Source organism: Bradyrhizobium sp. BR14999, assembly GCF_056106085.1.
In genome coordinates, this window is the sequence record NZ_CM148536.1 from 8259601 (window position 1) to 8283184 (window position 23584).

Sequence of the window (23584 nt, forward strand, 5' to 3'; positions counted from 1 at the left end):
TGACAATCGGCTATGCCAACTCCCGCAACGCCGCTTCCACGATCCCCCGCTGCTCGGCCGTCAGCGCGGCCTGAGGCGGGACGGGATCGCCGACGTCGTAGCCCTGGATCGAAAGCCCCGCCTTGATGCAGGCGGCGAGATTGAAGCGGGCGAAGGCCTCGTTGATCCGCCACAGCCGGCGCTGCAGCACTATAGCCTCGTCCCAGCGGCCGGCCTTGCAGAGGTCGTAAAGCGCAACGCTCTGGCGCGGGATGATGCAGGCTGGGCCCGCCATCCAGCCGCGGCCGCCGATCAGCATCACCGCGGCCGGAATGTGGGCGGAGGCCGAGAACACGCGCAAGCCATCGCCGCAGCGGTTCATGATCGAGAGCAGCCGCCCGGTGTTGGTCGAGGCGTCCTTGATGTAGCCGATGCGCGGATGCTCGGCGAGACGTGCGATGACATCGAGGGTGAGATCGGAGCGCTGGAATTGCGGATTGGTGTAGATGACGACGGGGATGTCCACGGCATCGGCGATGGCGCGGAAATAGGATTCGACCTGCGCATCGGCGAGCGGAAAGTAGGCTTCCAAAATCGCCAGGATGCCGTCGGCACCGAGCTTCTGGTACGCTTTCGCCTGCGCCACCGCATCCGCCATCGAGGTGGAGGCGACACCCGCGACAACAGGCACGCGGCCGTTGGCCGCCTCGATCGTGGTCTGCACGATCGCCATGCGCTGAGCGGCGTTGAGATAGGCGAACTCGCCGGTCGAGCCCAGCGGCGTCAGGCCATGCACGCCGGCGTCGATCAGATCGTCGCAGAGCGTGCTGAGAACTTCGCTGCGCACCGTGCCATCGGCGTCGACGGGCGAGACGAGATAAGGAAAGACGCCGTGGAAATCGGCCATGTCGGAGTGTACCCCGGAAGCTGGTTTACGCCAGACCGGTATTACCAACGCGCGTAGCCGCGATCAAACCCTGAGAAGCCGCACCCGCGTGCCCCAGGGATCGACGGCTTCCAGGCCGCTCCCGAGCGCTGTGACCTGCGCGCCGCTCTTGCGCAGGCGCTCCTCCTGTGCGGCAAGCAGTTCCTGCTTTTCCATGACCAGCGAGAACCAGGCGAGACCCGTCGCCTGATCGTCGCGTTGGCCGGCGCCCTGGCTCTGCCAGACGTTCATGCCGAGGTGATGATGATAACGGCCGGACGACAGGAACGCGGCGCCATTGCGGCGGCGGGTCGGGTCGAGGCCGATGGTGCCGTGATAGAAGCTCTCGGCCTGCGCGAGATCGCCGACACGCAAATGCATGTGACCGATACGCATTCCGTCCGGCGCCCTGGCATAATCGGCCACGCGCGTATTGGTGAGCGACAAGAGATCGGGGATGTTGAGCTCGTCGGTCGCCATCTTCACGCTGCCCTCGCTCCATTGCCATTGCGAGGGATCGCGGTCGGCATAGACTTCGATGCCGTTGCCTTCGGGATCGTCGAGATAGACGGATTCGCTGACGAGGTGATCGGCAAAGCCCGTCAGCGGCACGCGATGCGCGGCGGCTGCTACCAACCAGCGCGCGAGATCCTTCCGTGTCGGCATCAGGAAAGCGGTGTGGTAGAGGCCGGCGGCGTTGCGCGGCTCGATGGCGGCTTCGGGCCGGGTTTCCAGCACGAGCAGCGTGATGCCGGCCGTGCCGAGACTGGCTGCGGCCGCCGAGCGCTCCATTACGGTGAGCCCGAGCACGTCACGATAGTAGTCGGCGACCTTGTCGAGGTTCTTGACCCGGAGCGTCACCATGCCGACCCGCATCGGCGTACGGCTGGCATAGGTCGGCCCGCCGCCCTGCGCACTGCCTTCGGCGCGCGCCGCGGCTGCGGCCGCCATTGCGAGCGAGGTCGCGCCGGCAAGTTGAAGCAGGGTGCGGCGGGTGAGATCGATGGTCATCGGTCAGGGCTCGCGGAAATGGTTGAGGCCGTACGGCGCAATGTCAGGCCGATTGCTACACGTTCCCGTGAGCGGCTCCCAATCACATGTTCGTCGGCCGGCGCTGCGGAGGCCTGGCCGTCCCATATGTCCTGGCCACCCGGCCAGTTTCGCAAATGGCTGTGACGTCCCAGATTGAGGACAGCTATAGGAGCCTGCCATGACCGACCCCACTCCTCTGTCTTCGTTATCGTCCGCGCTCGCGGACGTGGTGGCGCGCACCGCGCCGTCCGTCGTCTCCGTGCATTCGCATCGCTCCCGCGCGACCGGCTTTGTCTGGAAGCCTGGTCTGATCGTCACCGCCGACGAGGCGCTGGCCGACGAGGGCTCGGTCGAGATCGGCCTTCCCGACGGCAGCCGAGTGGCCGCCGCGGTCGCCGGACGCGACCACACGACCGATATAGCGCTGCTACGCATCGATGCCGCCATTGCCCCGGTCAAGCTGACCACAGCGATCCCTGCGCTAGGTACGCTGTCGATCGTCGTCGCAACCAACCGCGATACGCCGAGTGCGGCGCTCGGGATGGTATCGGCGTCGGGCAAGAGTTGGCGCAGCCTGCGCGGCGGCGACATCGATGCGCGGATCGAGCTCGACGTCGGCCTGCGCGGCAGCCAGCAGGGCGGCCTTGCACTCGATGCATCGGGCGAAGCCTTCGGCATGGCCGTGCTCGGACCGCGGCGGGTGCTGGTGATCCCGAGTGCGACGATCGAGCGCGTCGCTCCCCAGCTCGAGGCGCGCGGCCGCATCGCGCGCGGCTATCTCGGCCTCGGGCTCCAGCCGGTGCGGCTCGACGACGGGATCGGCGCGATGGTGATGAATGTCGACAAGGCCGGGCCGTCGGCCGCGGCCGGAATCCGCCAGGGCGACGTGATCGTGGCGGTGAACGACCAGAAACTGTCCGGCGTGCGCGCGCTGTCGCGAACGCTGGGACCTTCGAGCGTCGGCACGGTGGTCGATATCGCGGCGCGCCGCGGTGGCGAGCCGGTCAGCTTCAAGGTCACGATCGGCGAGAGGCCAGAGGCGTGAGCGAGGACAACGCGCCGGAGATCGTGCTCGCCCTGGAGATCGACGACCCTGCCCTTGCCGATCGCCTCGCCAAGCTGCTCGGCAACGTCGCCGGACTTCGCCTCGCCGCGCCTGGCGAAGCCGCCGCGGCGACGGTTGTCGCCCGCGATCCGCGCATCATGCCCGGCGACATCGCGCTGACCCAGCGCGAGCTCGACGTGCTGGCGCTGATGGCCGAGGGATCCTCCAACAAGATGATCGCGCGCCAGCTTGGTATCTCCGTGCACACCGTGAAATTTCATGTCGGCTCGCTGCTCGACAAGCTGGATGCCACCGGCCGCACCGACGCGGTCGCGCATGCGGCGCGCCGCGGCGTGATCGAGCTCTGATGCCGTCCGATTCACGTCGTTGATGCCGCCTTAAAGCTGAGCCGGACGGTGAGGCCCGGCACATTGTCGTGCAGCGCGATCTCGGCGCCATGGAGGCGCGCGACCGCGGCGACGAGACTGAGGCCGAGGCCATTGCCCGGCGTATAGCGGCTCTGTTCGAGCCGGTAGAAGCGCTTGAATACGTGATCGCGCTCCCCAGTGGGAATGCCCGGACCGTCGTCGGCGATCGCGATCACCGCACAGCCATCGGCGCTGCGGCAGGTGACGGTCACTTGCCCGCCTTTGCGGCCGTGCTTGATCGCGTTGTCGACGAGATTGGCGATGGCATCGAACAAGAGGTCGCGGTCGCCGGTCACCGGCACCTCGCGGTCGCTGGCGAGGCTGAGCTTTGTAGCAACCTGCTCGGCCGCGGCATCGTAGAGCTCAACGACCTCACCGGCGATCTCGGCGAGGTCGAGCGCACGGAAAGCGCCGGTGCGGGCGCGGGTCTCGATCTCCGAGATCCGCGTGATGGAGGCGAACATGCCGAGCACGGCGTCGAGATCGGCGATGGTGTCGCCGATCAGCGCCGCGTCCGCCTCGCTGTTGCGCGGGGCGTGATAGGCCTTCTCCAGCCGGCCACGCATGCGCGTCAGGGGAGTGCGCAGATCGTGGGCGACGTTGTCGCTGACCTGCTTGACTTCGCCCATCAGCGTCTCGATGCGGTCGAGCATCTGGTTGAGGTTTTCCGCGACGCGGTCCCATTCGTCGTTGCTGCCGCGCAAGGGAATGCGCTGGTCGAGGCCGGCGAGCATGATGGCGCGGCTGGTGGCGTTGATCTGCTCGATCCGCCCGACCGTGCGCCGTGTCACCAGCACCGCCGCGAGCCCGGCGAGCACCAGAAGCAGCACGGCGACCGCGGCCATCGCGAGCTCGATCATGCCGGTGAAGCCGTCATGATCGCCGACGGTGCCGAGCCTACTCTTCACATAGGCGAGCGTGCCGAAATAGACATACGCCATGATGGCCGCGACGATCAGCCCGAACGCCGCGATCGCGATCAGCGCCAGACGGAAGGTCGAGGAGCGGAGCGTCTTAGCCAGGAGCACGGAGGCAATATCCGATGCCGCGGATGGTGTGGATCAGCGGATAGTCCTGGGCATCGTCGACCTTGCGGCGGACCCGTCCGACATAGACGTCGATGATGTTGGTGGAGGGATCGAAATGCAGGTCCCAGACGTGCTGGAGCAGCATTGCGCGGGAGACGACGCGGCCTTCGTTACGGACGAGATATTCGAGCAGTTGAAACTCGCGCGGCAGCAGCGGGATCTTGCGGCCGCGGCGGCTGGCACTGCGCGCGATCAGATCGATGGCGAGATCGCCAACCCGAATCAGCGTTTCCTTGGCAATGGTCTCGCTGCGGCGGCCGAGCGCCTCCAGCCGTGCGAGCAGCTCGACGAACGAGAACGGCTTGACGAGATAATCGTCGCCGCCGGCGCGCAGGCCACGCACGCGATCATCCACCTCGCCGAGCGCGGAGATGATCAGGAACGGCGCAGCAATGCCCTCGTCGCGCAGCTGCCGCATCACGGTGATGCCGTCGATATCGGGCAGCATGCGGTCGATGGTGATCACGGCATAATCGCGCGCGGCGCCATGGCTCAGGGCCTCGCACCCGTTAGCTGCGAGATCGACCTCGTAGCCGGAGGTCGTCAGTTCCTCGACGAGCTGGCCTGCGGTTTCCGGATCGTCCTCGACGACCAGGATGCGGCGGTGACCTCCGGTCATGACGAACTCCGCGCGACGATCGCCACCAGACTATCCCGTCCCGGGGCTGAGCGGAACTGCCCGGTGGCGACCGCGACAATGGTGCGGTACGGCGATGCGACTATCAATAGTCTCCGCACACATTGACCCATTGCCACCCATAGGGCGTCCAGCTCCTGCGCCAGCAGCCGTCGTTGTAATAGTTGGCATAGACGAACGGCGCGCCAATGAAGGCGAAGCGGTGGAAGCGATGATGCCGGAAGAAGAAAGCATGCCGGCCAACGAAATGCCTGCCGTGCCAGCCCGTGCCGGCAAACCGCGGGCCGAAGGCGGCGCGGGTCGCGAGCGGCGCACCGGCAAAGCGCGGCCCGATCGCCGCGTGAGCGGCCATCGGGGAACCGGCGAAGCGGGCGCCACCGAAATGAGCTCCGCCCATGCCACCCACTCGCATGCCGCCGCCCATACCGCCGACATGCATGCCACCGCCCATGCCGCCGGCGTGCATGCCGCCACCACCGAAATGCCCGCCGCCAAACCCGCCGTGGCCGCCACCGCCAAAACCGCCGCGCGCGAGAGCGGGCGCCGCAGCCGCCAGCGTCGCAGCCACTGCCGCTGCGACGAGCCCTGTGAGAAGCCTGTTCTTCATCGGAAGATCCTCCTTGCAGTGCAGCGCTAGTCCCGCTGCACGAGGAGGATCAGGAGAAGCGAATGTGCTGTCCCCATCAACTTACAAATGCGCCAGATTCTGACGCGGGTGTCAGGGAGGCGGCGCTCTGTCACTCCCTCTCCCCGTTCTTACGGGGAGAGGGTGGGGTGAGGGGTGCTTCGGCAAATTCGATTTGAGTTATGAGCCGGATATCCGACGAGTCGGATGGATTCCCGTCTCGGCACCATAGTGCCCTGCCCCTCACCCGGATCGCTGACGCGATCCGACCTCTCCCCGCAAAGGGCGGGGAGGGGTTAAGAGTCACACCCGCTTGCCGCCGCTCTTCTCGGCTGCACGCCGCAACGCCTCCGCAAGCGCGCCGCCGCCGGAGGATTCCTGCTTGCGCGGGGCCGACGAGGTCATGCGTGCGCTGTTGCGCGAATTGTTGTCGCGCTGCATGCCGGGCGCGTCCTTCTTGGCGCCGACCTCGTCATCCAGCCGCAGCGTCAGCGAGATGCGCTTGCGGGCGACCTCGAAGTCCAGCACCTTCACCTTGACGATGTCGCCGGGCTTCACCACCTCGCGCGGATCCTTGATGTAATTCTTCGACATCGCCGAGATGTGCACGAGGCCGTCCTGGTGCACGCCAATGTCGACGAAGGCGCCGAAGGCGGCGACGTTGGTCACGGTGCCCTCCAGGATCATGCCCTTCTTGAGATCCTTGATCTCCTCGACGCCTTCCTTGAACACTGCGGCCTTGAACGCCGGGCGCGGGTCGCGACCGGGCTTTTCGAGCTCGCGCAGGATGTCGGTGACGGTCGGCAGACCGAAGGTCTCGTCGACGAAATCCTTCGGCTTGAGCGTACGCACGATCTCGCTGCTGCCGATCAGCGCCTTGATGTCGCTCTTGGTCGCCGCGAGAATCCGGCGCACCACCGGATAGGCTTCCGGATGCACGCCGGAGGCGTCGAGCGGATCCTCGCCGCCGAGGATGCGCAGGAAGCCCGCGCACTGCTCGAATGCCTTCGGCCCGAGCCGCGGCACGTCCTTGAGCACCTTGCGCGACTTGAACGGGCCGTTGGCGTCGCGGTGCGCCACAATGCTTTGCGCAAGGCCTGCGCCGACGCCGGATACGCGCGCCAGCAGCGGCGCGGAGGCGGTGTTGACGTCGACGCCGACGGCATTCACGCAGTCTTCCACGACGGCATCGAGCGATTTTGCGAGCTTGGCCTGGCCGAGGTCGTGCTGATACTGGCCGACGCCGATCGCCTTGGGCTCGATCTTGACCAGCTCGGCGAGCGGATCCTGGAGCCGCCGCGCGATCGAGACCGCGCCGCGCAGGGTGACGTCGAGACCCGGCAATTCCTCCGAGGCGAAAGCCGAGGCCGAATAGACCGACGCGCCGGCTTCGGACACCACGATCTTGGTCATCTTCAGTTCGGGGAGACCCTTGACGAGGTCGGCCGCGAGCTTGTCGGTCTCGCGCGAGGCGGTGCCGTTGCCGATCGCGATCAGCTCGACGCGGTGCTTCAGCGCAAGCCTGCCAAGGGTCGCCAGCGACTCGTTCCATTGCCGCTGCGGCTCGTGCGGATAGATCGCGGTGGTGTCGACCACCTTGCCGGTGGCATCGATCACGGCGACCTTGACACCGGTGCGGTAGCCGGGATCGAGCCCCATGGTGACGCGGGTGCCGGCGGGCGCCGCCAGCAAGAGATCGCGCAGATTGGAGGCGAACACGCGCACGGCCTCGGTCTCGGCCGAGTTCCACAGCCGCATGCGCAGGTCGATGTTGAGATGGACCTGGATTTTTGTACGCCAGGCCCAGCGCACGGTGTCGATCAGCCAGCGGTCGCCGGCGCGCTTGAGATCGGCAATGCCGAACCGCTTCATGATCTTCAACTCATAGGCGCTCGGCACGCCGGGCGGCGGCGCCTCGGCCTCGGCCTGTATCTGCAGATCGAGGATCTCTTCCTTCTCGCCGCGGAACATCGCGAGGATGCGGTGCGAGGGCAGCTTCGTCAGCGGCTCGGAGAAATCGAAATAGTCGGCGAACTTCTCGCCCTCGGTCTTCTTGCCGTCGCGCACCTTGGAGGCCATGCGTGCATTGGTCCACATCTCCTCGCGCAGAGCGCCGATCAGGTCGGCGTCCTCGTCGAAACGCTCGACCAGGATGGCGCGGGCGCCGTCGAGAGCGGCTGCGGCATCGGCAACGCCCTTCTCGGCGTTGATGAAGGCCTCGGCCACGACCTTGGGATCGTTGCCAGGCTCCGCCATCAGCTGATTGGCGAGCGGCTCGAGGCCGGCTTCCTTGGCGATCTCGGCCTTGGTGCGGCGCTTCGGCTTGAACGGCAGATAGATGTCTTCGAGGCGTGCCTTGCTGTCGGCGGCGAGAATGCTGGCTTCGAGAGCCGCGTCGAGCTTGCCCTGCTCGCGGACCGATTCGAGGATGGCCTTGCGGCGGTCTTCGAGCTCACGCAGGTAAACCAGGCGCTCCTCCAGGGTGCGCAATTGCGCGTCGTCGAGCGCACCGGTCGCTTCCTTGCGGTAGCGGGCGATGAAGGGAACCGTGGCGCCGCCGTCGAGCAGCGTCACCGCCGCCTCGACCTGCTCGGCGCGAACCCCAAGCTCCTGCGCAATCTTCTGGTAGATATTTGCCACGCGAGAATCCCTCTATCCAAGCACGCGACGCAGCGGCGAACCACCGGCCACGGGACGCCGCTTATGGACCAGCCGGGGTTGATTCATCAAGGTGTGGCGGATGGCCGTCGACAGAGGATTTTTTGTTGAACCGATGCGATCTCGCCACAATCGTGGGGAGGACGACGTGTTCGTGCTGTGCTCTCGTGTCCCGGACGCGCTGCAGCGCGCAAGCGATGCGGCGCTGCGTCCGGGGCACGAGAGCGGAGTGCGGCGCCCGCTCTCTCCACGCCGTCATTGCGAGGAGCTCGCGACAAAATTGCAGAGCAATTTTGCGCTGATGCGACGAAGCAATCCAGAATCCGACCGCGGGGAGACTCTGGATTGCTTCGCGGAGCCTGTCATCGGGCCGCGCTTCGCGCGGACCCGGTGGCTCGCAATGACGGAGCGAGGGACATGCTCCATTGAGCCCGCGGGCTACGGTGTCCGGCGGCGGGCCGGTTGCAGCGATCGCGCGACTGTCGGATTGATACAGCCGGCAGCTCTGCGTCCCCGACCTCTCCGCCCCACGCAACCCTGCCCCTCGCGCCAGCTCGGTTGATTCACGCGGTTCCTTGCGAAAGGAAGGTGACGCCGCATCAAGGGGATTTTGACTACATGACTTTGCCGATGAGCTGGAATGAATGGGCGCAGCACGACGGCGTGGCGCTGGCCGCCCGCGTCCGCAACGGCGAGCTGACGGCGAAGGAACTGGCGCGGCAGGCCGCCGCCGGCGTCGCCAAGGTCAATCCGGCGCTGTCGGGCGTGGTCGAGCTGTTCGATGACGTGATCGCCGATCCCGCCAAGGACGGGGCCAACCTCTCCGGCCCGTTCGCAGGCCTGCCCTTCCTGATGAAGGATCTGGGACCGACCATGAAGGGCCGGCTGCAGGAGATGGGCTCGCTCCTGATGCGCGGCAATCGCGCGGCCGCCGATACCTTCCTGACCGGCAAATTCCGCCATGCTGGCCTCAACCTGATCGGACGCACCACGACGCCGGAATTCGGCGTGTGCAGCTCGGCCGACAATCCCGCCGTCTATGTCACGCGCAATCCCTGGAATACCGACTACACCACCTGCGGCTCGTCGGCCGGCAGTGCCGCGATGGTCGCGGCCGGCGTGGTGCCGATCGCGCATGCAACCGATGGCGGCGGTTCGATCCGCATTCCCGCCGGCGTCAACGGCAATATCGGGCTAAAGGTCTCGCGCGGCGTGTTCTCGCTCGCCCCGCACATGTCCGATCTCACCGGCCTTGTCTCGATCCAGGGCTGCCAGTCGCGCTCGGTGCGCGACACCGCTGCCTTCGTCGATCACGCAAGGGGACCGGCGCCCGGCGAGTTCATGCCGTTCTGGACCACGGCGCAGCCCTATTGCGAGATGATCAAGCGCGATCCCGGCAAGCTCCGGATCGCGCTGTCGCACACCTGGGGCGACTACACTGCGACGCCGCACATCGCAGCTGAGCTGGAGAAGACCGGCCGCTTCCTCGAAGGCCTCGGCCATCACGTCGATTACGCCCTGCCCGAACTCGACTTCCGCGGCGCGTTCGCGGCGCAGACCACCTGCTACATCTCCAACTTTGCGGTGGTGATCTCCAACATGCTCGCCGCGCGCGGGCTAACGACGCCGCCGGAAGACCTGATCGAGCCCATGAACATCCGCATCTGGGAAGCCGGCCGGCACACGAGCTTTGCCGAGCGCGCGAAGATGCAAGGCGTGTTCAACACGACCTCGCGCGGCTTCGGCGCCTTCTTCGAGCAGTGGGACGTGATCCTGACGCCGGTCACCGCGCTGCCGACGCCGAAGGTCGGCACCAAGGAATATCTCACGATCTCCGATAATCCCGATGTGCTCGACTGGTTCGGCAATCTCTGGCGCAATTTCGCCTTCACGCCGCTCGCCAATCTCTGCGGCATGCCGGCGATCTCGCTGCCGATGGCGACCCACGAGCACGGCCTGCCGCTCGGCATCCAGGCGATCGCGAAGCAGGCCAATGACGGCCTCTTGCTGCAACTCGCCGCCCAGATCGAGCGCGCGCTCGACGGCAAGTGGAACGGCGGCAAGAAGCCGAAGGTGCATGTGGGCTGAGAAGCTGCGATTGCGCTGACAGGCGATCGCGCTTCGGCCTCAATTCTTCACCGCGGGGATCTCTTCCGTCGGTGGCTGCTGCTGGCCCTGCTTGTACATCGCCAGCGCCTTGTCCAGCGCTTCGCGCAGCGCCAGCGCGGCGGCCACGCTGCAACGCAAGTGCGCGGTCTGGACCACGTCGACCCTGACGGCGGCGCCGACCGGCATCAGGAGGTTCGCGGCGAGCTCGATCTGGATCGCACCGTTGTGGTGACCGAAGCAGGAGGCGCCGTCGAAATAGATGATCGGCGCCCGCTCCGAGCTGGAGGTCGAAATGGTGACGGGCCCCTGGGCGGTCGAGGGCGTTTCGGGGTCGGTCATGGGCGCTCCTTACGGCTAGTCGAACGAAGCACCCACCATCGTCGCTTCGGCCCGCCCTGTCGAGGCCAAACCGCCCGAGGCAGACCGGCGGCGCCTATTCGGGGTTTTGCGGCGCCCGGCGCTGGTCTAGAACGTCATCATGTCCACTCTACCGACCACACTCCCCTTCGAGGAACTCGCCGAGGCCATCCAGGGCCGGCGCTCCGACTACGGCCATATCAGCGGGCTCCAGCTCGACCGCTTCGCACCCGGCGAAGCCTGGTCCAGCCTGCCCTACCGTCCCGTCTTCGTCGGCGACACCGAGACCGGCGTGTTGCACGGTGGCGTCGTCACCGCGATGCTGGACGAGAGCTGCGGCATGGCGGTGCAGCTCGCGCTCGACGGTACGCGCGCGATCGCGACGCTCGACCTGCGTATCGACTATCAGAAGCCGGCGACGCCCGGCCTCGACATCAAGGCGCATTCGGTCTGCTATCGCACCACGCGCTCGATCGCCTTTGTTCGCTCTACCGCCTATCAGGAGTCCGAGGACGATCCGGTCGCGACCGCGACGGCCTGCTTCATGATCGGCGCCAACCGCACCAACATGCTCGCCGACCGCAGGATGGATGCGCGCAGCATCCCGACGCTGGAGGCGCCGGAGGATCCGGATGGCCCGTTCGCGAATAGCCCGTTCGCGCGCTGCCTCGGCATTCGCGTCAACGACGACGGCACGCTGACGATGCCGTTCTCGCCGAAGATCATCGGCAATCCGATCCTGCCCGCGATCCATGGCGGCATGACCGGCGCTTTCCTGGAGACCACCGCGATCGTCGGGGTGGCGCGCGAGCTCGGCACCGCCGCGCCACCCAAACCGATCGGCCTCACCGTCAACTATCTGCGCTCCGGCCGTGCGCTCGACACCTTTGCCAACGTCTCGATCGTGAAGCAGGGCCGGCGCATCGTCGCCTTCGAGGCGCGGGCCTGGCAGGACGATGCGAACAAGCCGATCGCCACGGCCTTCGGTCATTTCATGTTGCGGCCGACGCCTGGAAGTGACGAGGAATAGGCGTATTTTACTTGACGGGCGGGGCGCAGGACACAACGATAGCGCGTTCCCGGCGAGAGGTATTGATTTGCGGCACCCGCTCGACATCGTCGCCATGTTCGCCGCACTCTGGCTGCTGGCCTCGATGGTGCTCGACGCGCTGACGCCGAAGGAGCTGACGGCGGTGATGATCGCCATTGCGATCGGGCCCGCCATCGTCGTCACCGCCGTGTTCTACTACCTGCGCTGCCCGCGTACGGATTTTGCGGTGATGTTCGCGGCGCTCTGGCTGATCTCGGACATCGCGATTGCCTTCATCTCGCCGAAGGAGCTGCCGCATTTCCTGATCATGCTCGGCTTCGTGCCGGCGCTGCTGATCGGCATCGTGCTGCACTGGCAGCGCTTCCAGCGCCGCCACGAGCGGATGCCCGCGCCCTCGATGAAGCGGGGCTAGCGCGATTCCCACCTCTCCCCGACGGGGAGAGGTCGGATTGCGCCTGGCGATGCGGAGCGTCAGTGCAATCCGGGTGAGGGGCCGCAGCAAACGATGAGACTGTAGCCCCTCACCCGGATCGCATCTTTCGATGCGATCCGACCTCTCCCTTCGGGAGAGGTGAACCGCGTTCGTGGCTCGCATTTGCTTACCCAACTTCGCCGCACTTCAGCGCGGCAGCAGGTTCGTCTTCGCGAGGTCGAGCACTTCGTCGCCGCGGCCGTTCATCACGGCGCGCAGCACCCAGAGGCTGAAACCCTTGATCTGCTCCGGCGTGATGGTCGGCGGCATCGACAGCTCCTGCTTGGCGGTGACGACGTCGAGCAGCGCCGGCCCGTTATGGGCCAGAACCTCCTTCATCGCGCCCGGGAGTTCGCCCGGATCCTCGACGCGCTTCGCAAAGACGCCCATCGCACGCGCCATCGCGGCGAAATCGGGATTCTCCAGATCGACATTGGTGTCGACGAAGCCCGCGGCCTTCATCTCCAGCGCGACGAAGCCGAGCACGCCGTTGTTGAACACGATCACCTTCACCGGCAGCTTCATCTGCGTCAGCGTGATCAGGTCGCCCATCAGCATGGTGAAGCCGCCGTCGCCCGACAGCGAGATCACCTGGCGGCCGGGCTGTGCAGCCTGCGCGCCGATCGCCTGCGGCATGGCGTTGGCCATCGAGCCGTGCACGAAGGAGCCGATCAGACGGCGGCGGCCGTTCATGTCGAGATAGCGCGCGGCCCACACCGTAGGCGTGCCGACATCGGCGGTGAACACGGCGTCGTCGGTCGCATGGTCGCTGTTGACTTTTGCAAGATACTGCGGATGGATCGGCTTGCTGCCGGGTGTGCCCTTCGCAAGCGAGTCCAGCCCTTCGCGGGCCTTCTTGTAGTGCGCGATAGCATCGTCGAGATGCTTGCGCTGCGTTTTGGTCTTGAGCAGCGGCAGCAGCGCCTCGATCGTGAGCTTGACGTCGCCGACGAGGCCAAGATCGATCTTGCAGCGCCGTCCCAGATTTTCCGGCCTGATGTCGATCTGCGCGATCTGACAGTCGGTCGGAAAGAACTGCTTGTAGGGGAAATCTGTGCCGAGCATCACCAGCGCGTCGCAGGCGTGCATCGCCGCATAGCCCGAGGAGAAGCCGATGAAGCCGGTCATGCCGACGTCGTAGGGGTTGTCGTGTTCGACATGCTCCTTGCCGCCGAGCGCATGCACGATCGGGCTCTTCAGGGTCTCCGCAAGCTGCATCAGCGGCGCGTGCGCGCCGGCGCAGCCGCGGCCGCAGAACAGCGTGATGCGCTCGGCGCCGTTCAGGAGATCCGCGAGCGCCTTCAACTCATCGGCCTGCGGCATGACCTTCGGCGCTGCCAGCGCGAGCCCGCGCGTCGTCGACAGCGCGCGCTTCGGCGGGCTGCGGAAAGCGACATCGCCGGGCATGGCGACGACGGCGACACCGCGCAGGCCCACCGCGGCACGGATTGCATTCTCCAGCACGTAAGGAAGCTGGCTCGGGTCGGAGACCAGCTCGCAATAATGGCTGCACTCGCGGAACAGGTTTTGCGGATGCGTTTCCTGGAAATAGCCGCCGCCGATCTCGGCTGACGGGATCTGCGCCGCGATTGCGAGCACAGGAACGCGGCTGCGATGCGCGTCGAACAGGCCGTTGATCAGATGCAGATTGCCCGGGCCGCAGGAGCCGGCACACACCGCAAGGCTTCCCGTCATCTCGGCTTCGCCGGCGGCGGCGAACGCCGCGACCTCTTCGTGCCGGACATGGATCCACTCGATGGCGCCGCGACGGCGCAGCGCCTCGGTAAATGCGTTCAGGCTGTCGCCGACGATGCCGTAGATGCGCTTGACGCCGGCCTGTTCGAGCGTTGCCACGAACAGATCGGCCACGTTGTTGATCGCCATGTCGGTCTCCTGCTTCAGCCAATCACATGCACACGATGCGCAGGCATCGATTGCGATGCCGTGAGGCACAATAAGCTATGACACGATCACCGCGTATCTGTTCCGGCTCACTCTTTCACAATCGCCCGATCGTAGGCTGTGATCGTCGCCTTCGCGCGCGCCGCGACATCGGCGGCCGACATGCCGGGCTTGTAGAGGCTGGAGCCGAGCCCGAACGCCGTCACGCCGCCCTTGATGTACTCGGCAAAATTCTGATCGGAGACACCGCCGACGGCGGCGATCATCACGCCGGCCCGCAGCACGGCGCGGATCGCCGCAATGCCGGACGCGCCGAGCACGCTCGCCGGAAAGAACTTCAGGCTCGAGGCGCCGGAGCGCGCCGCCAGCAGTGCCTCGGTCGGCGAGAACACGCCCGGCATCGTCACCATGCCTTGCTGGTGCGCGCGCGCCAGCACCGCGGTATCGACATTCGGCGAAACCATGAGCTTGCCGCCGACGTCGTTGAGACGATCGACATCCTGAGCCGTCAGCACCGTGCCGGCGCCGATCAGCACGCCGGCCGGCGCAAGCTTCACGGCGGTGCCGATCGAGCGGAACGGATCGGGCGAGTTCAGCGGGATCTCGATCGCGGTCATGCCGGCCTCGATCAGCACGCTGACGATCGCCTCGGCTTCCTCTGGCTTGACGCCGCGCAGGATCGCGACCAGCGGACGCTTCATCGGCGGAAAGGGAACGCTCATCTCAAGAGTCCTTCTATTTCGTCCAGATCGCCGCAGCCGCCATCGACAAACCGCGGCGGACGGCTTCATCGGCATCGATCGGCTGCACGGTGACCGACAGTGCGTCGAAAGCCAGCCGGTATAGCGTTGCAAGGCGACCCGATGCGAGCAACATGACGCCTGCTTTCGGTAGGGTACCGGAGAGCCCTGCCGCCAGCTCGACGCCAATCAACGTGCCCGACAGCGCTTCGCGCGCTGCGGCCGGCGTGCCGCCGAACAAGAGCTGCCGCGACCGCGCGGTGAACAGAAGATTGGCGGCGAAGGCCGGCGTCTTGAACGCTGCAATTACTGCCGCCCTGAAGCTTGCGACATCCTCGGCGTCATCGGCGCCGGCGACCGCGAGCGACAGGATGGTCTCGCGCGAGACGACACTGAAGAGCTCGCCGGTCATGAACGTCGAAAAGTGCTCGACAATGCCATCCTTCACGCGGACCCATTTCGAATGCGTGCCGGGCATGCAGACCAGGGCCTCGCCGGCGGCATCGAGGCCGAGCGCACCGAGCAATTGCGTCTCCTCGCCGCGCATGACGTCCGGCGCGTTTGCATCGCGCTGCGCGATGCCCGGCAGGATGCGGATATCGCGTGCCTCGCCCGGCACAAGCGCGGCCTGTTTCAAGATGGCAGCAAGTGGCGCCGGCGTGTCGACATAGCCAGCCTCGACCCAGCCCGTTTTGGCGCCGGCCATGCCGCAGACGAGAACCGGCAGATGATCCGGAGCTTCAACCGCCGCAAGATGCGAATGCAGTACGGCGGGAAAACCGGTCTTGGCCGCAGCCAGCATGCCCTCGCCGCTGCGGCGTTCCGCCAGCACCTGGCCGGCACGATCGATCAGCCAGAGCCGGAAGCTGCTGGTGCCCCAGTCCACCGCGGCATAGGCGGGTTCGGTCATCTCAATTCTCGTCCTCGTCTCACGGCCAAGACGCCGTCTCGCGACAATGAGACAGCGCCTTGCAAATCCGTCTCGGGATATCGGCTATTGCCGCCGTAAACCAGCCTTTTCTCGCAGGTCTGCGGCGCCGCCCGTGCTGGCACACCGCTTGCTGAAGCGTCCCCACTCACGTCCGTGAACCGCGCAACAAGACGCGTCAACATCAGATGAGGAAACCATGGAGATCGGTTATTTCACGATGCCTTCGCATCCGCCGGAGTGCGGCCTGAAGGAAGGGAACGACTGGGACTTGCAGGTCATGCGCTGGCTCGACGAGCTCGGCTATCAGGAAGCCTGGGTCGGCGAGCACCACACCGCGCCCTGGGAACCCAACCCCACGCCGGACCTCCTGATTGCGCAGGCGCTGATGCAGACCAAGAAGCTTCGCATCGGACCCGGCGGCTTCCTCTTGCCCTATCACCACCCGGCCGAGCTCGCCAACCGCGTCGCGATGCTGGACCATCTCTCCGAGGGCCGGCTCAATTTCGGCGTCGCGGCGAGCGGGCTGCCGAGCGACTGGGCGATGTTCAACGTCGACGGCATGAGCGGGCAGAACCGCGACATGACTCGCGAAGCGCTGGAGATCATCCTGAAGCTGTGGACTGAACCTGCGCCCTTCACCCATAAGGGCAAGTTCTGGACGGTGACCAAGCCGGGCACGATGTTCGACTTCCTCAAGCCCCACATCAAGCCGCTGCAGGCGCCGCATCCGCCGATCGGCGTCGCCGGGCTCTCCAAGAATTCGGACACATTGAAGCTCGCCGGCGAGCGCGGCTTCATTCCGATGAGCCTCAACCTCAATCCGGCTTATGTTGGCAGCCACTGGGACTCCGTGGAGATCGGCGCCGCCAAGACCGGACGCAAACCAAACCGGCAGGACTGGCGGCTGGTGCGCGAGGTGTTCGTCGCCGACACCGATGAAGAGGCGTGGAGGCTCTCGACCGGCGACATGATGGGCCGGATGATGCACGAGTACTTTCTGCCGCTGCTTGGCCATTTCGGCTTCAAGGACTATCTCAAGCACGCGCCCGACGTGCCCGATAGCGACGTCACGGTCGAATATTGCGCCAAGCGGAACTGGATCGTCGGCTCGCCCGCGACTGTCGCCGAAAAAATCGAGAAGATCTACGACGAGGTCGGCGGCTTCGGCGTGCTCCTGGTGTTCGGCTTCGACTACAAGCACAAGGCGGAAGCCTGGCACCACTCGCTGTCGCTGCTGAAGAACGAGGTGATGCCGCGCCTGGCGCATCTCGGCTCCGCGAAGAAGGCAGCTTGACCCACAGCGGGTGCGGCGCGATCGTGCCGCACCTGCATCATTTCGGAGATTTCCGCGTGACGGTCGACGCCAAGGATTTCAAGCAGGCGATGCGCCATTGCGCCGGCGCGGTCGCGCTGGTGACGGTTGGCGCCGAGCACGGCAAGCGCACCGGACTGACCGTGACCTCGGCCTGCTCGCTCTCCGACAATCCGCCCTCGCTGATCGTCTGCGTCAACCGCAACGCCAGCGCGCATGGGCGCATCCGCGAGGAAGGCGCCTTTGCGATCAACTTCCTGCACGAGGATCACGCCCTGCTGGCGCTGACTTTCAGCGGCCAGAAAGGCGTCAACGGCGACGACCGCTTCGCATTCGGACAATGGACGCGCGGCACCACCGGCGCGCCGGTGCTGACGGACGCGGTCGCGGCATTCGATTGCGTGCTGGCGCAGGAGTTCGAGACCAAGACGCATTCGATCTTCGTCGGCGAAGTACGCGGCGTGTCGCATGCGGCGACGGCCACGCCGCTGGTGTACTTGCGCAGCAGTTTTCATACACCCCACGAAATCCGCGAGACAGTTACAGTCGGCGACCTCGATTCGCGGCATCTGAGCTGGACGGATTTTTCGTAAGGGCGCTGCCCTCTTCCCTTCTCCCCTTGTGGGAGAAGGTGGCATAGGCGGCCTTCGGCCGCCGTCCTTGAGAACGCCGATGCTCCCCATCGGCTATGGCGCCGGATGAGGGGTATCTATCCGCGTATTGAAACGAGAATTGGACTCGCGGAGAGAGACCCCTCACCCGTCTCGCCGCTGCGCGGCGAGCCACCCTCTCCCACAAGGGGAGGGGGGAAGAAAGAGCGCCGCTTCGCAAACTGTTAGCTGCCTACTGCGCAGTCTCGATCTTCAGCTGCTTGATCTTGCGATACAGCGTGGCGCGGCTGAGTTTCAATGCGCGTGCTGCTTCCGAGACGCGGCCGCCGTGCTTGCGCAACGCGTCGACGATCGTGGCGCGCTCGGCCGCTTCGAGATTCGGCTCCGTCCTTCCGAACGGCGGCAAATCGAGATCGGCATCGGTGATGACACCGTCTTCCGCCGTGCAGCCGGCGAGTCGCAGCACATGGCGGAGTTGGCGCATGTTGCCGGGGAACGGATAGGCCACGAGATGTGACCAGGCTTCCTCCGCGAGGCGGCAGTTCGGCGCCTCCTCGCGCGCGATCTGGCGGATGACATCGTCGCGGTCGGCGCGCTCGCGCAAGGCCGGTAATCGCACCTCCATGCCGCGCAGGCGGAAATAGAGATCGGCGCGGAAGCCTCCCTCCTCGGCCATGCGGCCGAGATCGCGATGGGTGGCGCTGATCAGGCGGATGTCGACGGCCACAGGCTTGAGCGCACCGAGTGGCCAGACCTCGCGGTTTTCCAGCACGCGCAGCAGGCGGGTCTGGAGCGCGACCGGCATGTCGCCGATCTCGTCAAGGAACAGCGTGCCGCCATCGGCCTGCACGATCAGGCCCTTCGAGCCCTCGCGCCGCGCGCCGGTGAAGGCCCCGGCCTCGTACCCGAACAGCTCGGCGTCGATCAGGCTTTCCGGCATCGCCGCGCAGTTCAGCGCGACATAATTGTTGCGCGCGCGGCTGCTCGCGGCGTGAATGGCGCGCGCGAACACGTCCTTGCCGACGCCGGTCTCGCCATGCAGCAGCACCGGCAGATTGTGGTCGCCGATGCGCCTCAGCCGTTTCACGCTTCTGATCAGTCCGGGGTCGCCACCGGCAAGCCGGTGCAACATGACGAAGCGATCGACCGGGCCATCGCCGCGCGGTGCAAGCGGGCGCGTCGACCTTGCGCGCAGCGGTGGCGCGACATGGCCCCGGCCCACGGCACCGCCGTCGGCACGGCGCGGCTCAACAACATCATCCGCGCCACGCACGCCCTGACGGTCGACCTCGATGTAGCGCGACAGATCGATGCCGGATGCGATCGTGCCATCGGTGAGGCCGAGCAGGGCGCGCGCCGAACGGCAGGCGCCGACGACGCGCCGGTCCTCGTCATAGGCGAGCAGGCCGTTGCCGCCGTCACCTCCCGGCACGTGCGCGATCCAGGCGTCACGAAAGTGATCGCGGAAGATCGCGCCTTCGATGCGGCGCGTCGCCTCCATCGTGACTGCGAGTGCAAGCTGATGCGCGGTGCGGCTGAGATCGCCGCGGCACGAGGTGATGTTCACTGCACCCGCGATGCGGCCGGTGGAATCGAACAGCGGCGCCACCGCACAGGAGAAGATGCCCCATTGCTCGCGAAAATGTTCGTCGCGATGCACCAGGATCGGCTTCTCCTCCGCAAGCGCGGTGCCGAGCCCATTGGTCCCCTCGAAGCTTTCCGAGAAATTCGAGCCGGTATAGACCCCCCAGTGCAGGAAGATGTCGGCATCGGCGGCGCCCGGCAGCCAGCTGAGCAGAGCTGTTGCGCTGGGGTCTGCCAGATTGACGCAATAGCCGGCCTCGCGCAGGACCCGCGCGAGATTTTCGAGCTCCGGCGTCGCGAGCCTGATCAGCTGCTCCATCGGTTCGGCGGCATGCCGGATTTCGGCTTCGGTCAACGTCTGGGGCGGCCCGCGGCGGGCCGGATCGAGCTTGTGATTGACCAGGCAGCGCCGCCAGGAATTGGCAATCCGCGAAGAGGCATCGACGTCGGCCACGTGATTGGCGACGGACAAGACACGGGCGACATGGTTCGAGGCCGAAAGGCTGGCCATCGCGGACGTCTCCACCCTGTATTATTGTGCAAAGTCTGGCACCGCAGGCGGGGATGTCAATCGGGAACCGGGAACGCACGCGGCGCAGTCAAAATTGCTGCACCGCCCTCACCACGTATCGATGCACGGCCGCTTCTTCGCCGTCCGCGCCGGCGGCTTCGGCACCGACCGCAGGCCCGCCATGATCCAGCGCCGCGTCTCGGCGGGGTCGATGACGTTGTCGATCTCGAACACCGAAGCGATCGACACCGCCTTGCCGTTGGCGTAGAGCTCGGCGACCTTGTTGCGGTAGTAGGTCTCGCGCTCCTCGGGATCGGCGATCGCCTCCATCTCCTTGCGGAAGCCGAGGCGGACATAGCCCTCCAGCCCCATGCCACCGAACTCGCCGGTCGGCCAGGCCGCGGTGAAGAACGAGGCGTGGAAGCCGCCGCCGATCATCGACTGCGCGCCGAGGCCATAACCCTTGCGCAGCACGATGCCGAACAGCGGCACGGTGAGGCTGGCGCCGGTCACGAACATGCGCGAGACGTGGCGCACGATCGCGGTCTTCTCCGCTTCCGGCCCGACCATGAATCCAGGCGTGTCGCAGAGCGAGACGATAGGCAGATCGAAGGCGTCGCAGAGCTGAAGGAAGCGCGCGGCCTTGTCGCCGGCATCGGCATCGATGGCCCCGCCGAGATGGCGCGGATTGTTGGCGATCAGGCCGAACGGCTTGCCTTCGATGCGGATCAGCACGGTGATCATGCCGACGCCGTAGTCGCGGCGCAGCTCCAGCACGGAGTCCTTGTCGGCGACGAGGTCGATCACGCTGCGGATGTCGTAGACGCGAAGACGGTTCTCGGGAATGGCGCGGCGGAGCAGGCGCTGGTCGGCGGCCTGCCACTCCGTCACCGCGCCCTGGAAATAAGACAGGTATTTCTGGGCGACGGCCGTCGCCTCCTCCTCGTCCTCGACGAGGATGTCGATGACGCCGTTCGGGGACTGGAACGAGACCGGGCCGACCTCGGCAGGATGATAGACGCCGAGCCCGCCGCCCTCGATCATGGCGGGGCCGCCCATGCCGATCGAGGCGTTCTTGGTGGCAATGATCACATCGCAGCAGCCGAGCATCGCGGCATTGCCGGCGAAGCAATAGCCGGAGACGACGCCGACCACGGGCACGAGGCCGGACAGCCTTGCGAACTGCACGAAGGACGGGCCGTCCAGCCCGGTCATGCCGAGCCGGTCGGTGTCGCCGGGGCGACCGCCGCCGCCCTCGGCGTAGAACACCAGCGGCACACGCCAGTCTTCCGCCAGCGTCAGCATGCGGTCGATCTTCTTGTGGTTCATGTGGCCCTGCGTGCCCGCGAGCACGGTGTAGTCGTAGGCCACAACGATGCAGCGCGCGCTCTCGGGATCGAACTTTTCGGCGTTGACGGTCGCAACGCCCATGACGAGGCCGTCGGCCGGCGTGTTCTTGATGAGGTCGTCGAGCTTGCGCCGGCGGCGCTGCGCCGCGATCGCGAGGCTGCCGTACTCCATGAACGAGCCAGCATCGACGAGCTGGGCGACGTTCTCGCGCGCGGTGCGCTGGTTGGTGTTGCGGCGGCGCTCGACCGAGGCCGGCCGGTTCGCATCGAGCGTGTTGGCCTGGCGGGCGATCAGTTCGGCAAGATCGGGACGGATGTGATCGAGATCGACATCGGCTTCCGCCGCCGCGCTATCAGCCGCGACGTCGAGCGGCTCCAGGTACAGGATCGGCTCGCCATGCAGCAGCGTGACGCCGTCGCCGGCAACGAGCTTCATGACCCGGCCGCCCTGCTCGGCCATGACCAGGTGCTCCATCTTCATGGACTCGATCACGGCGAGCTGCTGGCCGGGGCGGACGATCTCGCCTTCCTTCACCTGGATAGTGACGATGGTTCCTTGCAAGGGCGCCGCGACCATCACCGCGCCTTCGGGTACGGCTTGCGCGACATGCGCCTCGGTGCCGTGAGCGCTGCTTCGCTCGGTCGCAGCAAAGTAGAGCGGCTTGGCGGCGCCATCGGCCGCTTCCACGAGCTTTGCGATGTTGCGATCGATGAAATCGGTCGCGATGCGGTTGGTCCTGAAATCGGGATGCACCAGCACGGCCTGAAGGAAGGCGATGTTGGTGACGACGCCGTCGATCCGGAACTCGCGCAGGACGCGCGAGGCTTTTGCGACCACGTCGTGCCAGGCCGCGCTCGGCGTGTGCACAATGACCTTGGCCAGCAGCGAGTCGAACGCCGCGCTGGTCTTATAGCCGGCATAGCCAAAGCTATCGACGCGAACGCCGGGTCCTGACGGCGGCTCGAACACGGCGAGCACACCACCGGTCGGATGCGTCGCCCCCGTTTCGTCGAGCGTCTCCATGTTGACGCGCACCTGCATCGCATGGCCGCGCGGCTTCGGAATATCCCCTTGCGCAAAGCCGATCGACGCGAGCGTCGCACCTGCGGCGACCGCGAGCTGGGCGCGAACAAGGTCGAGGCCGAGCACCGCTTCGGTCACGGTGTGCTCGACCTGAAGCCGCGGATTGGCCTCGATGAAGGCAAAACTGTCGTCGGCGCTGCCATCGACCAGGAACTCGAACGTGCCGAGATTGTCGTAAGAGGCGGCCGCGGCGAGTTGCTTCGCCGCCTCGATGATGCGGCCACGCAAGGGATCGCTCAGCGAGGGGCTCGGGGCCACCTCGACCAGCTTCTGGTGCCGACGCTGGATGGTGCATTCGCGCTCCCAGAGGTGGGAGATCACGCCGTGGCGGTCGCCGATGATCTGCACCTCGATGTGGCGCGCCTGCCGGATCAGCCGCTCGGCGTAGACGCCGTCGAAGCCGAATGCCGCCTTCGCCTCCGACTGGCAGCGCGCATAGGCTTCCGCGAGATCGGCGGCATCCTCCACGACACGCATGCCGCGACCGCCACCGCCGGCCATCGCCTTGATCACGATCGCCGCCTTGCCGCCGAGCGAGGTGAAGAACGCCGTGATCTCCTCCAGCGAGGATGGCCCGCTGGTGCCCGCGATGATCGGCACACCGCAGCGTTTTGCCAGTTGCCGTGCCGCAACCTTGTCGCCGAACAGCTCGAGCGCCGCGGGCTTCGGCCCGACGAAAGCGATGCCTGCGTCAGCGCAGGCTTTTGCGAACGCGGCGTTCTCGCTGAGAAAGCCGTAGCCGGGATGCACGGCATCGCAACCGGCGGCTTTCGCCGCCTTCACCACCGCATCGATGTCGAGATAGGCCCGCGCACCGCGGCCGGGAATTTCGACCGCCTCGTCGGCAACTCGCACATGCAGCGACAGCGCATCGTCGGCGGGATGGATCGCAACCGTTGCGATGCCGGCATCGGCCGCGGCGCGCGTGATGCGGATGGCGATCTCGCCGCGGTTGGCGATCAGGAGCTTCTTGAACGACATGCAACGCTCTCCATGCCCGCGAGGCCAGGCGCGGGTCGGCAGGTTCGATGATCCTGCTTCTTCACTTTAACCGCAGCCGTCAAGAGCGAGAAGACCGGTCACGATGACCGCTCCCGCAGGCCGGAATTTCGATCCGCAGCACGCGCCGTGACGAGGCGAATAATCCACGTCAC

19 protein-coding genes are annotated in these 23584 nt (G+C 66.3%); 7 read left to right on the forward strand and 12 right to left on the reverse strand.

Going from position 1 to position 23584, the window contains the following annotated elements; translation table 11 throughout:
* Window positions 1-10: 10 nt before the first annotated feature.
* Together ACR9YP_RS38440 and ACR9YP_RS38445 are read right to left on the reverse strand one after the other, a co-directional pair.
* Entirely contained in the window at window positions 11-886 is an 876-nt protein-coding gene (locus ACR9YP_RS38440) for a dihydrodipicolinate synthase family protein (RefSeq protein ID WP_438104935.1), read from the reverse strand.
* 63 nt (window positions 887-949) lie between these two features.
* Window positions 950-1915: a VOC family protein gene (locus ACR9YP_RS38445; RefSeq protein ID WP_438104937.1), complete on the reverse strand. Its 966-nt coding sequence runs from the start codon at window positions 1913-1915 to the stop codon at window positions 950-952.
* A 199-nt stretch (window positions 1916-2114) separates the two neighbouring features.
* Here ACR9YP_RS38445 and ACR9YP_RS38450 point away from each other — a divergent pair, with 199 nt between their 5' ends.
* Both ACR9YP_RS38450 and ACR9YP_RS38455 read left to right on the forward strand, forming a co-directional pair.
* Entirely contained in the window at window positions 2115-2981 is an 867-nt protein-coding gene (locus ACR9YP_RS38450; protein WP_438104939.1) for a S1C family serine protease, read from the forward strand.
* Window positions 2978-3349 carry a response regulator transcription factor gene (locus tag ACR9YP_RS38455; RefSeq protein ID WP_091881117.1) on the forward strand — a complete coding sequence of 124 codons (372 nt, stop codon included), beginning with the start codon at window positions 2978-2980 and terminating at the stop codon, window positions 3347-3349. Before ACR9YP_RS38450 ends, ACR9YP_RS38455 begins: the two co-directional genes overlap by 4 nt.
* 11 nt (window positions 3350-3360) lie before the next feature.
* Here the strand turns inward: ACR9YP_RS38455 and ACR9YP_RS38460 are convergent, their stop codons facing one another.
* The 4 genes from ACR9YP_RS38460 to ACR9YP_RS38475 all read right to left on the reverse strand — a co-directional run bounded on the left by ACR9YP_RS38460 (window position 3361) and on the right by ACR9YP_RS38475 (window position 8399).
* A complete protein-coding gene (locus tag ACR9YP_RS38460) occupies window positions 3361-4437 on the reverse strand; it encodes a sensor histidine kinase (protein WP_438104941.1) in 1077 nt (358 codons plus the stop codon).
* Window positions 4424-5116 carry a response regulator transcription factor gene (locus ACR9YP_RS38465; protein ID WP_474218527.1) on the reverse strand — a complete coding sequence of 231 codons (693 nt, stop codon included), beginning with the start codon at window positions 5114-5116 and terminating at the stop codon, window positions 4424-4426. Before ACR9YP_RS38465 ends, ACR9YP_RS38460 begins: the two co-directional genes overlap by 14 nt.
* Window positions 5117-5219: 103 nt before the next feature.
* Window positions 5220-5741: a hypothetical protein gene (locus ACR9YP_RS38470; RefSeq protein ID WP_438104942.1), complete on the reverse strand. Its 522-nt coding sequence runs from the start codon at window positions 5739-5741 to the stop codon at window positions 5220-5222.
* Between the two features lie 321 nt (window positions 5742-6062).
* Window positions 6063-8399, reverse strand: a complete 2337-nt coding sequence (locus ACR9YP_RS38475) for a Tex family protein (RefSeq protein ID WP_474218528.1) — start codon at window positions 8397-8399, stop codon at window positions 6063-6065.
* A gap of 636 nt (window positions 8400-9035) precedes the next feature.
* Between ACR9YP_RS38475 and ACR9YP_RS38480 the strand changes: the two genes are divergently transcribed.
* Window positions 9036-10505 carry an amidase gene (locus tag ACR9YP_RS38480; RefSeq protein ID WP_438104945.1) on the forward strand — a complete coding sequence of 490 codons (1470 nt, stop codon included), beginning with the start codon at window positions 9036-9038 and terminating at the stop codon, window positions 10503-10505.
* Window positions 10506-10544: 39 nt separating this feature from the next.
* On the opposite strand, the gene ACR9YP_RS38485 is transcribed toward ACR9YP_RS38480, so the two are convergent.
* Window positions 10545-10865 (reverse strand): hypothetical protein, encoded by a 321-nt coding sequence (locus tag ACR9YP_RS38485; RefSeq protein ID WP_164934991.1) that lies wholly within the window; start codon window positions 10863-10865, stop codon window positions 10545-10547.
* 139 nt (window positions 10866-11004) lie between these two features.
* On the opposite strand from ACR9YP_RS38485, the gene ACR9YP_RS38490 reads away from it, so the two are divergent.
* Both ACR9YP_RS38490 and ACR9YP_RS38495 read left to right on the forward strand, forming a co-directional pair.
* On the forward strand, window positions 11005-11913 hold the full coding sequence (locus ACR9YP_RS38490) for a PaaI family thioesterase (protein WP_438104947.1): 909 nt from the start codon (window positions 11005-11007) through the stop codon (window positions 11911-11913).
* Between the two features lie 67 nt (window positions 11914-11980).
* Entirely contained in the window at window positions 11981-12346 is a 366-nt protein-coding gene (locus ACR9YP_RS38495) for a hypothetical protein (protein ID WP_164939688.1), read from the forward strand.
* Between the two features lie 207 nt (window positions 12347-12553).
* On the opposite strand, the gene poxB is transcribed toward ACR9YP_RS38495, so the two are convergent.
* From poxB to ACR9YP_RS38510, 3 genes are all read right to left on the reverse strand, one after another.
* Entirely contained in the window at window positions 12554-14290 is a 1737-nt protein-coding gene (poxB, locus tag ACR9YP_RS38500; protein WP_474218529.1) for a ubiquinone-dependent pyruvate dehydrogenase, read from the reverse strand.
* A 107-nt stretch (window positions 14291-14397) separates the two neighbouring features.
* On the reverse strand, window positions 14398-15030 hold the full coding sequence (locus ACR9YP_RS38505; RefSeq protein WP_474218530.1) for a 2-dehydro-3-deoxy-6-phosphogalactonate aldolase: 633 nt from the start codon (window positions 15028-15030) through the stop codon (window positions 14398-14400).
* Between the two features lie 13 nt (window positions 15031-15043).
* On the reverse strand, window positions 15044-15958 hold the full coding sequence (locus tag ACR9YP_RS38510) for a 2-dehydro-3-deoxygalactonokinase (RefSeq protein ID WP_438104951.1): 915 nt from the start codon (window positions 15956-15958) through the stop codon (window positions 15044-15046).
* 217 nt (window positions 15959-16175) lie between these two features.
* Here ACR9YP_RS38510 and ACR9YP_RS38515 point away from each other — a divergent pair, with 217 nt between their 5' ends.
* The gene (locus tag ACR9YP_RS38515; RefSeq protein ID WP_438104953.1) at window positions 16176-17273 is read left to right on the forward strand and encodes an LLM class flavin-dependent oxidoreductase; all 1098 of its coding nucleotides are present in this window, start codon (window positions 16176-16178) and stop codon (window positions 17271-17273) included.
* A 56-nt stretch (window positions 17274-17329) separates the two neighbouring features.
* Window positions 17330-17884: a flavin reductase family protein gene (locus tag ACR9YP_RS38520; RefSeq protein ID WP_438110538.1), complete on the forward strand. Its 555-nt coding sequence runs from the start codon at window positions 17330-17332 to the stop codon at window positions 17882-17884.
* Between the two features lie 250 nt (window positions 17885-18134).
* On the opposite strand, the gene ACR9YP_RS38525 is transcribed toward ACR9YP_RS38520, so the two are convergent.
* Both ACR9YP_RS38525 and ACR9YP_RS38530 read right to left on the reverse strand, forming a co-directional pair.
* Window positions 18135-19997, reverse strand: coding sequence for a sigma-54-dependent Fis family transcriptional regulator (locus tag ACR9YP_RS38525; protein ID WP_474218531.1), 1863 nt, complete (start codon window positions 19995-19997; stop codon window positions 18135-18137).
* A 108-nt stretch (window positions 19998-20105) separates the two neighbouring features.
* Complete coding sequence (locus ACR9YP_RS38530) at window positions 20106-23411, reverse strand: acetyl-CoA carboxylase family protein (protein ID WP_474218532.1); 3306 nt, start codon at window positions 23409-23411, stop codon at window positions 20106-20108.
* Window positions 23412-23584 lie beyond the last annotated feature (173 nt).

What these genes read in the sequence shown, in the direction of transcription:
- ACR9YP_RS38440 (WP_438104935.1), bottom strand. Translation starts at nt 886, where the DNA reads ATGGCCGATTTCCACGGCGTCTTTCCTTATCTCGTCTCGCCCGTCGAC.
- ACR9YP_RS38470 (WP_438104942.1), bottom strand. Translation starts at nt 5,741, where the DNA reads ATGAAGAACAGGCTTCTCACAGGGCTCGTCGCAGCGGCAGTGGCTGCG.
- ACR9YP_RS38510 (WP_438104951.1), bottom strand. Translation starts at nt 15,958, where the DNA reads ATGACCGAACCCGCCTATGCCGCGGTGGACTGGGGCACCAGCAGCTTC.
- ACR9YP_RS38465 (WP_474218527.1), bottom strand. Translation starts at nt 5,116, where the DNA reads ATGACCGGAGGTCACCGCCGCATCCTGGTCGTCGAGGACGATCCGGAA.
- ACR9YP_RS38450 (WP_438104939.1), top strand. Translation starts at nt 2,115, where the DNA reads ATGACCGACCCCACTCCTCTGTCTTCGTTATCGTCCGCGCTCGCGGAC.
- ACR9YP_RS38525 (WP_474218531.1), bottom strand. Translation starts at nt 19,997, where the DNA reads ATGGCCAGCCTTTCGGCCTCGAACCATGTCGCCCGTGTCTTGTCCGTC.
- ACR9YP_RS38505 (WP_474218530.1), bottom strand. Translation starts at nt 15,030, where the DNA reads ATGAGCGTTCCCTTTCCGCCGATGAAGCGTCCGCTGGTCGCGATCCTG.
- ACR9YP_RS38485 (WP_164934991.1), bottom strand. Translation starts at nt 10,865, where the DNA reads ATGACCGACCCCGAAACGCCCTCGACCGCCCAGGGGCCCGTCACCATT.
- ACR9YP_RS38530 (WP_474218532.1), bottom strand. Translation starts at nt 23,411, where the DNA reads ATGTCGTTCAAGAAGCTCCTGATCGCCAACCGCGGCGAGATCGCCATC.
- ACR9YP_RS38515 (WP_438104953.1), top strand. Translation starts at nt 16,176, where the DNA reads ATGGAGATCGGTTATTTCACGATGCCTTCGCATCCGCCGGAGTGCGGC.
- poxB (WP_474218529.1), bottom strand. Translation starts at nt 14,290, where the DNA reads ATGGCGATCAACAACGTGGCCGATCTGTTCGTGGCAACGCTCGAACAG.
- ACR9YP_RS38480 (WP_438104945.1), top strand. Translation starts at nt 9,036, where the DNA reads ATGACTTTGCCGATGAGCTGGAATGAATGGGCGCAGCACGACGGCGTG.
- ACR9YP_RS38490 (WP_438104947.1), top strand. Translation starts at nt 11,005, where the DNA reads ATGTCCACTCTACCGACCACACTCCCCTTCGAGGAACTCGCCGAGGCC.
- ACR9YP_RS38445 (WP_438104937.1), bottom strand. Translation starts at nt 1,915, where the DNA reads ATGACCATCGATCTCACCCGCCGCACCCTGCTTCAACTTGCCGGCGCG.